A 15,055-nucleotide genomic window follows, 5' to 3' on the forward strand; every position below is an offset into this window, starting at 1 on the left:
TGAAGTTCCGTCAGTTTGGAAAAAACACGCGATAAATATCTGTTTTAATTGATCTATACCTGTAAGATCGATGATACGAGCAACTGCGTATAAGGCGCTTGCGGGTCGTCCAGCACGCGATCCGTCAAACCTTGTTCGACGATGTGACCGTCTTTCATGACCATGATCCGGTGCGACAGAAGCCGCGCTACTGCCAGATCATGCGTGACTATGACGACCGAAAGCCCCAGATCGTTGACGAGCCCGCGCAACAGATCGAGCAGGCGCGCCTGCACCGAAACGTCGAGACCACCGGTCGGCTCGTCCATGAACACCAGTCGCGGCGCGGTGACGAGATTGCGGGCAATCTGCAAACGCTGGCGCATACCGCCGGAAAAAGCGCGCGGCTGATCGTCAATGCGGTCGGCGGCGATTTCAACCCGTCCCAGCCATTGCGTGGCGGTGGAGCGGATATTGCCATAATGGCGCTCACCCACCGCCATCAGGCGCTCGCCGACATTGGCGCCAGCCGAAACCGTCATGCGCAGTCCGTCAGCCGGGTTTTGATGCACAAAACCCCAGTCAGTGCGCATCAGAAAACGGCGCTCGGCCTCGCCGATCTTGTAGAGATCGCGGAATGCGCCATCGCGCATCCGATATTCAACGGTGCCAGACGTCGGTTCCAGCCGGGTTGCAAGGCTGTTGAGCAGCGTCGTCTTGCCCGAGCCGGATTCTCCGACGATGGCCAGAACTTCGCCAGGCCAGAGATTGAAGGAGATATCCTCGCAGCCACGGCGGCTGCCGTAGAACTTCGACAGGTTGTTTACTCTCAGCAGAGGTTCGTCGTTCATTCTGCGGCCTCCTTATTGGCAGCCAGATGACCAAAATGGCCCTTTGCCTGACGGTCTTCGCAATAATCGGTATCCGAGCACACGAACATCGAGCCGCCGCGATCATCGAGCACAACTTCATCCAGATAGACGCCCTTCGCGCCACACAGCGCACAAGGTTCCTTGAACTTCTGCACTTCAAACGGATGATCCTCGAAATCGAGGCTTACGACCTGCGTGTATGGCGGAACTGCGTAGATGCGTTTTTCGCGGCCTGCGCCGAACAGCTGCAAGGCGGGCGACATATGCATTTTCGGATTGTCGAATTTCGGCGTCGGCGATGGTGCCATCACGTAGCGACCTTCGATCATCACGGGATAATCATAGGTCTTGGCGATCTGGCCGTGACGCGCAATGTCCTCGTAGAGCTTCACGTGCATGAGGCCATATTCGGCGAGCGCATGCATCTTGCGCGTTTCCGTCTCGCGGGGTTCCAGAAAGCGCAGCGGTTCCGGGATCGGCACCTGATAGACGATCACCTGCCCTTCGGTCAGCGGATATTCCGGAATGCGGTGGCGCGTCTGGATGATCGTCGCCTCGCCGGTGCTGGTGGTCACGGCCACATTGGCGGTCTTCTGGAAGAACGCGCGGATCGAAACGGCATTGGTCGTGTCGTCCGCACCCTGATCGATAACTTTCAGCACATCGTCCGGCCCAAGAATGGCAGCCGTCACCTGCACGCCACCCGTGCCCCAGCCATAGGGCATCGGCATTTCGCGGCTCGCAAAAGGTACCTGATAGCCGGGCACCGCTATGGCCTTCAATATGGCGCGGCGGATCATGCGCTTGGTCTGCTCGTCCAGATAGGCGAAATTGTAATTGGCCAGATCGCTCATTCTGCGGCCTCCTTCACTGGAGATTCTGCTTGATTTTGCGTCTTCTCATATTCAGCACGCATGCTGCGGATGAGTTCGAGCTCAGCCTGGAAATCGACGTAATGCGGCAGTTTCAGATGCTCGACGAAGCCGGTCGACTGCACATTGTCGGAGTGCGAAATGACGAATTCCTCATCCTGTGCGGGCGCGGTCACGTCGGTATCGAATTCACGAACCCGCAAGGCGCGGTCGCAGAGCGACATAGACATGGCCTTGCGTTCGCTCTGGCCAAACACCAGACCATAGCCACGCGTGAATTGCGGCGGCTGCTTTGCGGAGCCCTTGAACTGGTTCACCATTTGGCACTCGGTCAATTGCACCCGGCCAAGCGAGACGGCAAAGCCCAACTCCGGCACATCGAACTCGACCTCCACTTCGCCGATGCGAATTTCGCCGACAAAGGGGTGGGTGTTGCCGTAGCCGCGCTGGGTCGAATAACCGAGCGCGAGAAGAAAACCTTCATCGCCGCGCGCCAGCGCCTGCAAGCGCAGATCGCGTTCCATCGGGAATGTCCATGGCTCGCGTGTCAGATCGCCGGGCTCATGACCTTCCGGCAGGGAGCCATCATCCTCGATCATGCCGTTCGCGCCGAGAATATCGGTGACGCGGGGCGTCTCTTCCTTCTCGGTTTCGCGTGCTTCCGGCTCTGGCACAGCAACGTCTCCCGCCAGATCCGGATCGAGAAGACGGTGGGTGTAGTCGAAGGTCGGGCCGAGCAACTGGCCGCCCGGAAGATCCTTATAGGTCGCGGAAATGCGGCGCTCGATCAGCATCTGCCCGGTTTCCATTGGGCGGGAATAGCCAAAGCGCGGCAATGTGGTGCGATAAGCACGCACGAGGAAAATGGCCTCGATCAGATCGCCACGCGACTGACGCACGGCGAGCGCGGCCAGCTCACGATCATAGAGCGAACCTTCCGCCATCACGCGATCAACGGCCAGCGCAAGCTGCTCGACAATCTGATCCAGACGCAGTGCAGGCACTGCACGATCACCCCGGCGGCGATCATCGAGAAGTCGGTGGGCGTTACGAATGGCTGTTTCGCCACCCTTTACGGCAACATACATGTTCAGCCCTCCAGTCCGGTGATGCGCGTGGTGCGCGGAAATGCGATGACCGCGCCGTCGCAGACCAGAACCAGATCGACGCCAAGCGGATATTGCGCGCCGTTGTCTCGCCATTGCGTAACGAAGTCCTGCGGAAGTCCGTCGATGTGAATTTCCTGCTCACCGTTAATGCCCGGCCCCTTCAGAACAAGGCCCTGCCCGCTCTCAAACGACTTGACCGCCAGAACCACCGTTGTCGAACGGTCCGGAAACTCCGGCTGCCCTTGCGAGAATTCAGCCAAGGGCGGCAACAGCGAAGCATCGGTAACCAATGCGAATTGCGCAGAAGCGGAAGATTCAACCTGCGGCGCGCCGGTTTGAAATGTCAGCCAGGCTGTAGCGTCTGCATCGGCTGCAATGGCGCGGTCGCACCAGACGGTGGCATCATGGTCGAGCAAGGTGGCGGCTATGACGCCCAGTTCCGGCTTCAATGGCTGGGGCGGCGTGGCACCCCGGGTCAGAGCGTAGACGCGGCCCGGATTGGCCATCGCATGCATGACGGCATGAAATGCCGATTGGGCATCCGTGACCGGATTTGCCAAACCACCTTCGAAGGCCGGAGACGAATGGGGTGAAGAATGCAGCATCAATTGTCTCCCCGAACCATGGTGAAGAAATCAACTTTGGTGGCAGCAGCTTCGCTGCGCAGTTTTGTGTCGGCCTGTTCCAGCCGGTTGCGCAAGACGTCGAGGACCTGACGCTCCACCGCTTCACGGCGCGCTTCGTCGGTCCAGAGCGCATCAAACAAAGCGGCCAGTCGTGCCTTTTCCTGATCGCGACCGAGAGCATAGGAATGCCCGACGGAACCATCGGTCAGACGCACAGTCGCGCGCGTCACCGTCGCCTCGCCGACATTGAAAGGCGCACCGCCGCCGCCGATACGGCCGCGCAGCATTACCAGTCCTGTTTCCGGACCACGGAGAATTTCGAAATCAGGCTTGTCCGACCAATTCTGCCAGAAAGCTTTCAGCTCTTCGCCGCTTGCCTGCGCAAGCGTTGCCATGCTGGCCTGTCGTGCAGCCTGCACCGCGTCAAGCGCCTTGCTGTTGCCGGACTTGTCGTTACTGGCCGAGGCGTGCATCCCACCGGCGGCAGTGCCATTGCCTGCCTTGGGCTCTGTCGTTTGCATGAGCTTTTCCGCCCTGTTCAATTCCATTGACTTGCTTTGCACATTTGTCTATTTATCTAGACAACCATACAATAACAAAATTATTACTCCCTGCCAATGACAGGACGATGACAGTTGATGACAAAGACCAGACGAATTGAAAGAAATAGCGGCGTGGCGATTTGGCGGCAGATTGCCGATGAGATACGCGGCGACATCATGGCCGGGAAACTTCAGTCCGGCGCACGCATGCCTGCCGAAATGGAACTTGCGGATCGCTTCGGCGTCAACCGCCATACGGTGCGCAGCGCCATTGCCGCGTTGACGCAAGAAGGCGTACTTCGTGCCGAACAGGGTCGCGGCACATTCGTCGCCAATGCAAAGCGTTTGACCTACCAGATCGGGCCACGCACCCGCATTTCACAGTCACTGGGCACGCAGGCTAGCGAAGTCAAAGGCATATTGCTCAGCAGCGGCGCCGAAGTCGCGACCGCCGAAATAGCCGAAGCCCTGGGCATCGCCGCCGGAAGCGAAGTCACGCGGCTTGAGACGGCGCATAGTGCCGATGGACGCCCTGTATCACGCGCAACGCATTGGGTGGATGCGGCGCGCTTTCCCGATTTTGTTGCTGACTATGCTGAAAATGGGTCTATTACCTGGGCGCTCAGGAAAGCTGGTATCGAGGATTATTTCCGCAAATCGACAACCATATCTGCCCAGCACGCTGATTCAGATGACCTGAAACATCTGAAGCTCTCGCCCGGTGCTATCGTGCTGATGGCACGCGCCATCAATGTCGATACGAACGGTCAGCCTCTTCAATATTCTCTGACGCGGTTTTCTGCGGATCGCATGGAGTTTTCGATCGATACATATTGAGTCCATAAATTCAGTAATTTCGTTTTTAATCAGTTAGATAACATAAACTCATAAGGTTCTGATTTAATAAACCTTAAGACCAAAATAAAACGGGCGCCTAAAGCGCCCGTTAGATTCATCAAAATGGAATTTCGTCGTCGAGATCGCGGGAGAACCCACCGCCGCCGCCCGAAGAAGACGGGCCGGACGAACCGAAATCGCCACCACCGCCGGAATAATCCGACATCTGGTTACGTCCACCACCGCTGCCGCGATCAAAAGAACGGCCCTGATCGCCGCCTTCACCACGGCTATCGAGCATCTGAAGCTCACCACGGAACTTCTGTAGCACAACTTCCGTCGAATAACGGTCGTTGCCGTTCTGATCCTGCCACTTGCGGGTCTGGAGCGCGCCTTCGATATAAACCTTGGCACCCTTCTTCAGATATTGCTCTGCGACCTTGGCAAGGTTTTCGTTGAAAATAACAACGCTATGCCATTCGGTGCGGTCCTTGCGCTCGCCGGACTGGCGATCACGCCAGCTTTCCGAGGTCGCAATACGCAGATTGGCAACCACATCGCCTGAATTCAGACGACGAATTTCCGGATCGGCACCGAGATTGCCGACCAGAATGACCTTGTTGACGCTACCAGCCATCGAAAACCTACTCCGGGTCTCATGCGCGCCTCGCCGGATCTGAAATCCTCACGAGAGCGCTTCCTCAAGAAGGATCAGGCGCATGAATTGCGCCATCACCTGAAACTCAATTACCCACCTTACAGGACTGGCGCGCATCACGCTCAATTTCCCAGGCGGCGAATGGTCAATGTCCACAGAGTTTATGTTCTTGTTTTGTTCAAAATGCAAGTGCTTGTGGCATCAAATCGACAAAACATCCCTCATTTCTAACGAGGTCCAGTGACTAACGAGGAGAATGCCTGACCCGCCGCATAGCGACAGCCGAAGATACAACAAAGCGCGTCACAGTCAGACAATGAAAAGCCCCGCCGCTCACTGTTTCTTTGGCGCGCGGGGCTTGGGGTTTGAGCAATGCTCATATGTCGGCATTAATTCGTCGACAAAATCTTTCGGAACTCGAAGGCACGCGGCCAATCGTTTTCCGCGCATATATAGATTTTCGGCAATCGAACTTCTCACCAACGATGCATTATTCCATGCGAAAGAACGCATCCGCGACCAAGATCGATTGTGCTTTCATCTGTGTGAAAGCTAGGCAGTGTAGTCAGGTGGACTCATGCTCCTTTACCTCCCTACCGGATTTCCCGCCTCCTGCGAACCTCTTGCCGATATCGCGTCATCCCTCCGCAATACCTCTTCGCATCAGCGAGTAAGAGAAGTGTGCTCCTGTCAGGAGTGACAGTCAACGCTCTTGCGTTCACATTTCGTATCGCCTATCAGAAGCTTGGTTGTTCGATATTTGTTCCGGTGCTACAAGAGCGCAAATTAGGATAACCAAGCCCCTTCTTCTTTGGAGGGCTTCGCCCCATATTATGGGATTGGCGCGACGGTTCATCGCCGGGGCCAATCTATCCATGGCATCACGAAGCAGGCAGGACGCGGAATGAGCGATCAGAAATTCATTTCCATACGTGGCGCGCGCGAGCACAATCTTAAAAATGTCGATCTTGATTTGCCGCGCGACAAGCTGATCGTCATGACGGGCCTTTCCGGTTCGGGCAAGTCGTCGCTTGCCTTCGACACGATTTATGCGGAAGGCCAGCGTCGTTACGTGGAAAGCCTCTCGGCTTATGCGCGCCAGTTTCTGGAAATGATGCAGAAGCCGGATGTGGACCAGATCGATGGTCTGTCGCCCGCCATTTCCATCGAACAGAAGACGACGAGCCGTAATCCGCGCTCGACGGTCGGTACTGTCACCGAAATCTACGACTATATGCGCCTTCTTTTCGCGCGTGTGGGCGTGCCTTATTCGCCAGCGACCGGCCTTCCCATTGAAAGCCAGACCGTCAGCCAGATGGTTGATCGTGTCATTGCGCTCGAAGAAGGCACGCGTCTTTACATTCTGGCGCCGATCGTGCGCGGGCGTAAGGGCGAATATAAGAAGGAACTGGCAGAGCTTCAGAAGAAGGGCTTCCAGCGCGTCAAGGTGGACGGCACTTTCTACGAGATTGCGGATGTTCCGGCGCTCGATAAGAAATATAAGCACGATATCGATGTGGTGGTAGACCGCGTCGTCGTACGCCCTGACCTCACCTCGCGCCTTGCCGACAGTCTCGAAACTTGCCTCAAGCTCGCCGACGGTCTGGCCGTCGCGGAATTCGCCGACAAGCCGCTTCCGCCCGAAGAAACGACGGAAGGCGGCGCAGCCAACAAATCGGCCAACGAGACCCACGAGCGCATTCTGTTCTCGGAGAAATTCGCCTGTCCGGTTTCCGGTTTCACCATTCCGGAAATCGAGCCGCGCCTGTTCTCGTTCAACAATCCCTTTGGCGCCTGCCCGACCTGTGACGGACTCGGCACGCAGCAAGCCATTGACCCGAACCTGATTGTTCCCGATGAAAGCGCGGCGCTGAAAGATGGTGCGATTGCACCGTGGGCGCGGTCGTCGTCACCTTATTACAATCAGACGCTGGAAGCGCTGGGCAAGGCCTATGGCTTCAAGATCGGCACCCGTTGGTCTGATCTTTCCAAGGAAGCGCAACGCGCCATTCTTCATGGCACGGACGGCAAGGAAATCACCTTTCAGTATGACGACGGCCTGCGGTCCTATCAGACCACAAAGCCCTTCGAAGGCGTGATTCCGAACCTGGAGCGCCGGTGGAAGGAAACTGATTCTGCATGGTCGCGTGAAGAGATCGAGCGCTTCATGTCTTCGACGCCCTGCCCGGCTTGCAATGGCTATCGTCTGAAGCCGGAAGCGTTGGCCGTGAAAATCGGCATGAAGCATATCGGCGAAATCACCGAAATGTCGATCCGCAAGGCAGATGCCTGGTTCCGCGACGTCGATGGCAGCTTTAATGAAAAGCAGCGGGAAATTGCAGCGCGCATCCTCAAGGAAATCCGTGAACGCCTGCAATTCCTCAATGATGTCGGCCTCGATTATCTGACACTGGCGCGCAATTCCGGCACGCTTTCCGGTGGTGAAAGCCAGCGTATCCGCCTCGCTTCCCAGATCGGCTCTGGCCTGACTGGCGTTCTCTACGTGCTGGACGAGCCGTCCATCGGCCTGCATCAGCGCGACAATTCCCGCCTGTTGGACACGCTTCGTCATCTGCGCGATCTTGGCAATACGGTCATCGTGGTGGAGCATGATGAAGATGCGATCCTGACCGCCGATTATGTGGTCGATATTGGTCCCGCGGCTGGCGTCCATGGCGGCAAGGTGATTGCACAGGGCACGCCGAAGGACGTCATGTCCAATACCAATTCGCTGACCGGCAAATATCTCTCGGGCGTTATGGAAGTCGCTGTTCCGGCGGAACGCCGCAAGATTTCCAAGACCAAGCGTATCCGCGTCGTCGGTGCACGCGGCAACAATCTGAAAAATGTCTCGGCAGATATTCCGCTCGGTACTTTCACCGCTGTAACCGGCGTTTCAGGTGGCGGCAAGTCCACCTTCCTGATCGAAACACTGTTCAAGGCCGCTTCGCGCCGCATCATGGGTTCCCGCGAGCATCCGGCGGAGCATGACCGCATCGAAGGGCTGGAGTTCCTCGACAAGGTGATCGATATCGACCAGTCGCCGATTGGACGCACGCCGCGTTCCAACCCCGCGACCTATACCGGCGCCTTCACGCCGATCCGCGACTGGTTCGCGGGCCTGCCGGAAGCCAAGGCGCGCGGTTATCAGCCGGGTCGCTTCTCCTTCAACGTAAAGGGCGGACGCTGCGAGGCCTGTCAGGGCGACGGCGTTATCAAGATTGAAATGCACTTCCTGCCGGATGTGTATGTGACTTGTGACGTCTGCCACGGCAAGCGTTACAATCGCGAAACGCTGGAAGTGCTGTTCAAGGGCAAGTCCATCGCCGATGTGCTGGATATGACTGTCGAGGAAGGCGCGGAGTTCTTCTCCGCCGTTCCTGCTGTGCGCGACAAGCTGGAAACGCTGGTCAAGGTTGGCCTCGGCTATATCAAGGTCGGGCAGCAGGCAACAACGCTTTCCGGCGGCGAAGCGCAACGTGTCAAGCTTGCCAAGGAATTATCGCGCCGTGCAACCGGACGCACGCTTTATATTCTCGATGAGCCCACCACCGGCCTGCATTTCCACGACGTAGCAAAGCTGCTCGAAGTACTGCATGAATTGGTCGAACAGGGCAATACGGTCGTGGTGATCGAGCACAATCTCGAAGTCATCAAGACTGCCGACTGGGTGATCGACCTCGGCCCTGAAGGCGGTGACGGCGGCGGCGAGATCGTTGCTGTGGGCCGTCCAGAAGACATCGTGAAGGAAAAGCGCTCCTATACCGGCCATTTCCTCAAGGAACTGCTGGAACGACGCCCCAAGCGAAACTCGGAAGCTGCGGAGTAAGCGTACCTCGACGGTTGAAAATGCAAAAGCCGGGTCTAGCGCCCGGCTTTTTTCGCGATGAGCGGAAAATCAGCGGCGGCGTAGTATCTAAACGAAAAAAGCCCGGACAAGCCGGGCCTTCTCGACAGCCGCTCACGTTTAAACCGCAGCGACCGAAATCTTGCCTTCACACATAATGCTTCGAAAAGCCTGTCGGCTTTCCGAGATCATGCATTAGCCGTTGACGGCATCCTTCAGGCCCTTGCCGGCCGAGAACTTCGGCACGTTGCGAGCCGGAATAGCAACTTCCTTGCCGGTCGACGGATTGCGGCCGGTCGAAGCTGCACGGTGCGAAACGGAGAAAACGCCGAAGCCTGGCAGGCGGACTTCTTCACCAGCCTTCAGTGCGCCGGTGACAGCAGCGAGCACAGCGTCAACAGCCGTACCGGCATCAGCCTTCGTCAAACCGCCCTTTTCCGCGACTGCGGCAACCAATTCGTTCTTGTTCATTGGCATTTCCTTTCTTTACCTACCGGAACGGATAACGTGACCGGATTGGGCGGAGTTTATTCGAAACGCTCGCCAAACCAAGCCTGTCAATGGCAAAAAAGCCCGGTTTTCTGGGGTTAAACACAGAAATGCCGGGCTTTTGGCCCGGCATTTCGTTTGTTGGTCGTCTTACCGACTGTCAATGTGCTGTTGTGGCGCCTGCTTCATCGTCAACCGAAGGCACCTTTGCAGGTGTTTCAGGCTCGGTCCACTCAATCGGTTCGGGCTGACGCACGAGCGCGTGCTTCAGAACTTCACCGACGCGAGACACCGGAACGATCTCAAGATTGTTCTTCACATTGTCCGGAATATCCGCCAGATCCTTGGCGTTTTCTTCCGGGATCAGAACCTTCTTGATGCCGCCGCGCAGAGCCGCAAGGAGCTTTTCCTTCAGGCCACCGATCGGCAGAACCCGACCGCGCAGCGTCACTTCGCCGGTCATCGCGATGTCCTTGCGAACCGGTATGCCGGTCAGCACGGAAACGATGGTCGTGACCATGGCGATACCTGCGGACGGACCGTCTTTCGGCGTCGCACCTTCCGGCACGTGGACGTGAATGTCGCGCTTGTCGAACAATGGAGGCTCGATGCCGAAATCAACTGCTCGGCTGCGGACATAGGATGCAGCAGCGGAAATCGATTCCTTCATCACGTCACGCAGGTTACCCGTGACGGTCATGCGACCCTTGCCGGGCATCATGACGCCTTCGATGGTCAGCAACTCGCCGCCAACTTCCGTCCAGGCCAAGCCGGTAACGACACCGACCTGATCTTCGCCGTCGATCTGACCGAAGCGGAAACGCTCCACACCCAGATAGTCGGAGAGGTTCTTGTCGGTGATCTTCACCGACTTCTTCTTCGACTTCAGGATTTCGGTGACGGCCTTACGGGCGAGTGTCATCATCTCGCGCTCAAGGCTACGTACACCGGCTTCCCGTGTGTAAAGACGGATCACATTGCGCAATGCATCGTCCGTGAGCGAGAACTCCTTCGGCTGCAAAGCATGGTCCTTGATGGCCTTGGGCAGCAGGTGCCGCTTGGCGATTTCCAGCTTTTCATCCTCGGTGTAACCGGCGATACGGATGATCTCCATACGATCCAGCAACGGACCGGGGATGTTCAGCGTATTGGCGGTCGTCACGAACATGACGTTGGACAGGTCATACTCAACCTCAAGGTAATGGTCCATGAAGGTTGCGTTCTGTTCCGGGTCCAGCACCTCGAGCATTGCAGACGACGGATCACCACGGAAATCCTGGCCCATCTTGTCGATTTCATCGAGCAGGAAGAGCGGGTTGGACTTCTTCGCCTTTTTCATCGACTGGATGACCTTGCCAGGCATCGAGCCGATATAGGTGCGGCGGTGACCACGGATTTCAGCTTCGTCCCGCACGCCGCCAAGCGACATACGGACATATTCGCGGCCCGTCGCCTTGGCGATCGAGCGTGCAAGCGAGGTCTTGCCGACGCCGGGAGGTCCGACGAGGCAGATGATCGGGCCCTTGATCTTGGTCGAACGAGCCTGCACCGCCAGATACTCGACGATGCGTTCCTTGACCTTGTCGAGACCGAAGTGATCATTGTTGAGCACTTCTTCCGCAAAGTTCAGGTCCTGCTTGACCTTCGACTTCTTGCCCCACGGAATGGAGAGCAGCCAGTCGAGATAGTTGCGCACAACCGTCGCTTCCGCAGACATCGGGCTCATGGTGCGCAGCTTCTTCAGCTCTGCCTGGGCCTTTTCGCGTGCTTCCTTCGAAAGCTTGGTCTTGTTGATGCGTTCTTCCAGTTCAGCCGCTTCATCGCGACCGTCCTCGCCATCACCAAGCTCCTTCTGGATCGCCTTCATCTGCTCATTGAGATAATATTCGCGCTGCGTCTTCTCCATCTGGCGCTTGACGCGCGAGCGGATGCGCTTCTCAACCTGCAGAACCGAGATTTCGGCTTCCATGAAGGCAAGAGCCTTCTCCAGACGCTCACGCACCGAGAGAATGGACAGCATTTCCTGCTTTTCAGGAATCTTGATCGCGAGATGCGAAGCAACCGTATCGGCAAGCTTGGAATAGTCGTCGATCTGGCTGGCGGCACCAACCACTTCCGGCGAAATCTTCTTGTTCAGCTTGACGTAGTTTTCGAAGTCGGAAACCACCGAACGGGCCAGCGCCTCAATCTCTACGGCATCTTCTTCAGGCTCCGGCAGAGCCGCAGCGTAAGCTTCGTGATAGTCTTCGCGATCCGTAAACTTGGAAATCTTGGCGCGCGCCGTACCCTCAACCAGCACCTTCACAGTGCCGTCCGGCAGCTTCAAAAGCTGAAGCACATTGGCAATGGTGCCAATTTCATAAATTGCATCCGGCGCCGGATCGTCGTCGGCAGCATTTTTCTGGGTCGCAAGCAATATCTGCTTGTCGACACCCATCACTTCTTCCAGAGCGCGAATAGACTTTTCGCGTCCGACAAAAAGCGGAACGATCATGTGCGGGAAGACCACAATATCGCGCAACGGAAGAACGGCATAAAGCCCGTCTGCACCGCCCGCTTCTGCTCCACCCATCGGGGTCTTGTCTTCAATACCCGTCATAATTCAAGTCCTTTCTCAGGCCTTTCGACCCGACTGCCACGCCGACGCCCCCTTTCATCATGAGGCAGGTCGCACAGCGTGCTTCGGTTCATACTTGGAGAGCCAAGCCCGGCAATTCAATAGCCAGTTTCGGGCGGCTTTCATAGAATCGTTAACTATCCTGCGCCGTCCTGGCAATTTGCACAATATGCCGCTTTGGATATGCTCCGATACAAGCGCTTCGAACCCATAACACTAAAGCGAATTGCCAAACTGGCAACAAAAAAGGCCGCTTTCGCGGCCTTTTGAGGAGAAAATCTATCTCTTAGGCCGAAACATTGCCCTTCTCGTCCTGACGCTCCGCATAGATGTAGAGCGGACGGGCACTGCCATCCACGACATCACCGGAGATCACGACTTCGCGAACACCTTCCAGTGTCGGCAGTTCGAACATCGTGTCGAGCAGGATCTTTTCCATGATCGAGCGCAGACCGCGCGCACCCGTCTTGCGTTCAACTGCCTTGTTGGCAATGGCGCGTAGAGCGTCGTCATGGAACACCAGCTCGACATTTTCCATGTCGAACAGGCGCTGATACTGCTTCACAAGCGCATTTTTCGGCTCAGTCAGGATCTGGACCAGTGCATCGACGTCGAGGTCTTCGAGCGTTGCAATAACCGGCAGACGACCGACGAACTCCGGAATGAGACCGAATTTCAGCAGATCTTCCGGTTCCAGTTCGCGGAACACCGCACCGATACGACGTTCGTCAACCGAACGAACAGTCGCCCCGAAGCCGATGGACGTCTTTTCGCCACGAGCGGAGATGATCTTGTCGAGACCGGCAAAAGCACCGCCGCAGATGAACAGGATGTTCGTCGTATCCACCTGCAGGAATTCCTGCTGCGGATGCTTGCGACCGCCCTGCGGAGGAACCGAAGCAACGGTGCCTTCCATGATCTTCAGAAGTGCCTGCTGCACGCCCTCGCCCGATACATCGCGCGTGATGGACGGGTTGTCGGACTTGCGGCTGATCTTGTCCACTTCGTCGATATAGACGATGCCGCGCTGTGCGCGTTCGACGTTGTAATCAGCAGCCTGAAGCAGTTTCAGGATGATGTTTTCAACATCTTCACCGACATAACCGGCTTCGGTCAGCGTCGTCGCATCAGCCATGGTGAATGGCACGTCGATGATCCGAGCGAGCGTCTGGGCAAGATAGGTCTTGCCGCAGCCGGTCGGACCGACGAGAAGAATATTCGACTTCGCCAGTTCGATATCGTTGCTCTTCGACTGATGTGCGAGACGCTTGTAGTGATTGTGCACCGCGACCGACAGAACGCGCTTGGCATCCTTCTGGCCGATGACATAGTCGTCAAGAACGGCCATGATTTCCTGCGGCGTCGGCACGCCCTCGCGGGACTTCACCATCGAGGATTTGTTTTCCTCGCGGATGATATCCATGCAGAGTTCGACGCATTCGTCGCAGATGAAAACGGTCGGGCCTGCAATCAGCTTGCGCACTTCATGCTGGCTTTTGCCGCAGAACGAGCAATAAAGCGTATTCTTGGAATCGCCGCCGCTGTTGCTGACTTTGCTCATTGCAGTTTCCTTTCAATAAACCGAAACGAACCTTGGGTTGTTCATTCCGATCGTTTCTTCCGGTTCGGACCCAGTACGGAAGGAAACACTCACCTTCTACCGGTCACATTGACAGTTGATACGCACTGCCCCTGTAGTCTCTAGGATTCCAGTCACCGTGGACTCCCCGACCGAAGGAGTCTTTTGGTGACTTTTGCAGAACCTGAACCGTCGAACAAACAAAAAATAAGTTCCCGGCAAAGATCCGGCCTGATCTGACCAACTTTAGCGCCTTGATGCCCAACAGATGCTTAACGCGGCGCGTTAACCTTCACGTTGGTCCAAGAATTGAGCCCCTTTTGTGGCAAAAGGAGCCAATAATTGGAAGGGAGCCAGATTCAGGCTCACTTCGATCCGTCGGCGCTCACGTCGCGGGCTTCCACGACCTTGTCGATGAGACCGAATTCGAGCGCTTCCTGAGCGGTCATGAAATGATCGCGGTCAAGGGTACGTTCGATGGTTTCGTAGTCGCGGCCCGTGTGCTTCACATAGACTTCATTGAGACGGCGCTTCATCTTGATGATGTCCTGCGCGTGGCGTTCAATGTCGGACGCCTGTCCCTGGAAGCCGCCCGAAGGCTGGTGGACCATGATGCGGGCATTCGGCAGCGCATAACGCTGGCCGGTTGCGCCTGCAGTCAGAAGCAGCGAACCCATCGACGCGGCCTGGCCCATGCAGAGCGTGGATACCGGCGGACGGATGAACTGCATCGTGTCATAGATCGCCATGCCGGACGTCACCACGCCACCGGGCGAGTTGATGTACATGTTGATCTCTTTCTTCGGATTCTCGGCTTCAAGGAAGAGAAGCTGTGCGCAGACCAGCATCGACATGCCGTCTTCAACCGGTCCGTTGACGAAGATGATGCGTTCTTTCAGAAGGCGCGAGAAAATATCATAGGCCCGCTCGCCGCGGTTGGTCTGCTCGACCACCATCGGCACGAGGTTCATGACGGTTTCAATCGGATCTCTCATTATGGGCCTCTGCATATATTGGATGCGTATTGA

12 protein-coding genes and 1 pseudogene are annotated in these 15,055 nt (G+C 56.7%); 3 read left to right on the forward strand and 10 right to left on the reverse strand.

Annotation, left to right across the window (positions count from 1 at the left end):
* Positions 1-53 precede the first annotated feature (53 nt).
* Genes phnK through phnG form a run of 5 tightly spaced genes read right to left on the reverse strand, consistent with a single transcriptional unit; the run spans position 54 to position 3,931 of the window.
* Positions 54-830, reverse strand: coding sequence for a phosphonate C-P lyase system protein PhnK (phnK, locus tag QLQ11_RS03175; protein WP_121536167.1), 777 nt, complete (start codon positions 828-830; stop codon positions 54-56).
* The gene (locus tag QLQ11_RS03180; RefSeq protein ID WP_121536165.1) at positions 827-1,705 is read right to left on the reverse strand and encodes an alpha-D-ribose 1-methylphosphonate 5-phosphate C-P-lyase PhnJ; all 879 of its coding nucleotides are present in this window, start codon (positions 1,703-1,705) and stop codon (positions 827-829) included. The genes phnK and QLQ11_RS03180 overlap by 4 nt, the downstream gene beginning before the upstream one ends.
* Entirely contained in the window at positions 1,702-2,811 is a 1,110-nt protein-coding gene (locus QLQ11_RS03185) for a carbon-phosphorus lyase complex subunit PhnI (RefSeq protein WP_121536163.1), read from the reverse strand. The genes QLQ11_RS03180 and QLQ11_RS03185 overlap by 4 nt, the downstream gene beginning before the upstream one ends.
* 2 nt (positions 2,812-2,813) lie before the next feature.
* Entirely contained in the window at positions 2,814-3,437 is a 624-nt protein-coding gene (gene phnH / locus QLQ11_RS03190) for a phosphonate C-P lyase system protein PhnH (RefSeq protein WP_121536161.1), read from the reverse strand.
* Positions 3,437-3,931, reverse strand: a complete 495-nt coding sequence (gene phnG / locus QLQ11_RS03195) for a phosphonate C-P lyase system protein PhnG (RefSeq protein WP_109370225.1) — start codon at positions 3,929-3,931, stop codon at positions 3,437-3,439. The genes phnH and phnG overlap by 1 nt, the downstream gene beginning before the upstream one ends.
* A gap of 162 nt (positions 3,932-4,093) precedes the next feature.
* On the opposite strand from phnG, the gene phnF reads away from it, so the two are divergent.
* Entirely contained in the window at positions 4,094-4,837 is a 744-nt protein-coding gene (phnF, locus tag QLQ11_RS03200; RefSeq protein ID WP_171317852.1) for a phosphonate metabolism transcriptional regulator PhnF, read from the forward strand.
* Between the two features lie 118 nt (positions 4,838-4,955).
* On the opposite strand, the gene ssb is transcribed toward phnF, so the two are convergent.
* Positions 4,956-5,474, reverse strand: a complete 519-nt coding sequence (ssb, locus tag QLQ11_RS03205) for a single-stranded DNA-binding protein (protein WP_121536157.1) — start codon at positions 5,472-5,474, stop codon at positions 4,956-4,958.
* A gap of 590 nt (positions 5,475-6,064) precedes the next feature.
* Between ssb and QLQ11_RS03210 the strand changes: the two are divergent.
* Positions 6,065-6,290, forward strand: a pseudogene (locus tag QLQ11_RS03210) (hypothetical protein).
* 109 nt (positions 6,291-6,399) lie between these two features.
* Positions 6,400-9,324: an excinuclease ABC subunit UvrA gene (gene uvrA / locus QLQ11_RS03215; RefSeq protein WP_283735843.1), complete on the forward strand. Its 2,925-nt coding sequence runs from the start codon at positions 6,400-6,402 to the stop codon at positions 9,322-9,324.
* A gap of 213 nt (positions 9,325-9,537) precedes the next feature.
* Here the strand turns inward: uvrA and QLQ11_RS03220 are convergent, their stop codons facing one another.
* The 4 genes from QLQ11_RS03220 to clpP all read right to left on the reverse strand — a co-directional run bounded on the left by QLQ11_RS03220 (position 9,538) and on the right by clpP (position 15,022).
* Positions 9,538-9,813 (reverse strand): HU family DNA-binding protein, encoded by a 276-nt coding sequence (locus tag QLQ11_RS03220; protein ID WP_006470422.1) that lies wholly within the window; start codon positions 9,811-9,813, stop codon positions 9,538-9,540.
* Positions 9,814-9,991: 178 nt separating this feature from the next.
* Complete coding sequence (gene lon, locus QLQ11_RS03225; protein ID WP_121536153.1) at positions 9,992-12,430, reverse strand: endopeptidase La; 2,439 nt, start codon at positions 12,428-12,430, stop codon at positions 9,992-9,994.
* A gap of 304 nt (positions 12,431-12,734) precedes the next feature.
* Positions 12,735-14,009, reverse strand: a complete 1,275-nt coding sequence (gene clpX, locus QLQ11_RS03230) for an ATP-dependent Clp protease ATP-binding subunit ClpX (protein WP_078338598.1) — start codon at positions 14,007-14,009, stop codon at positions 12,735-12,737.
* 383 nt (positions 14,010-14,392) lie between these two features.
* A complete protein-coding gene (clpP, locus tag QLQ11_RS03235) occupies positions 14,393-15,022 on the reverse strand; it encodes an ATP-dependent Clp endopeptidase proteolytic subunit ClpP (RefSeq protein WP_371835914.1) in 630 nt (209 codons plus the stop codon).
* Between the last annotated feature and the right edge of the window lie 33 nt (positions 15,023-15,055).

Source organism: Ochrobactrum sp. SSR, from assembly GCF_030067775.1.
Lineage (GTDB): Bacteria > Pseudomonadota > Alphaproteobacteria > Rhizobiales > Rhizobiaceae > Brucella > Brucella teleogrylli.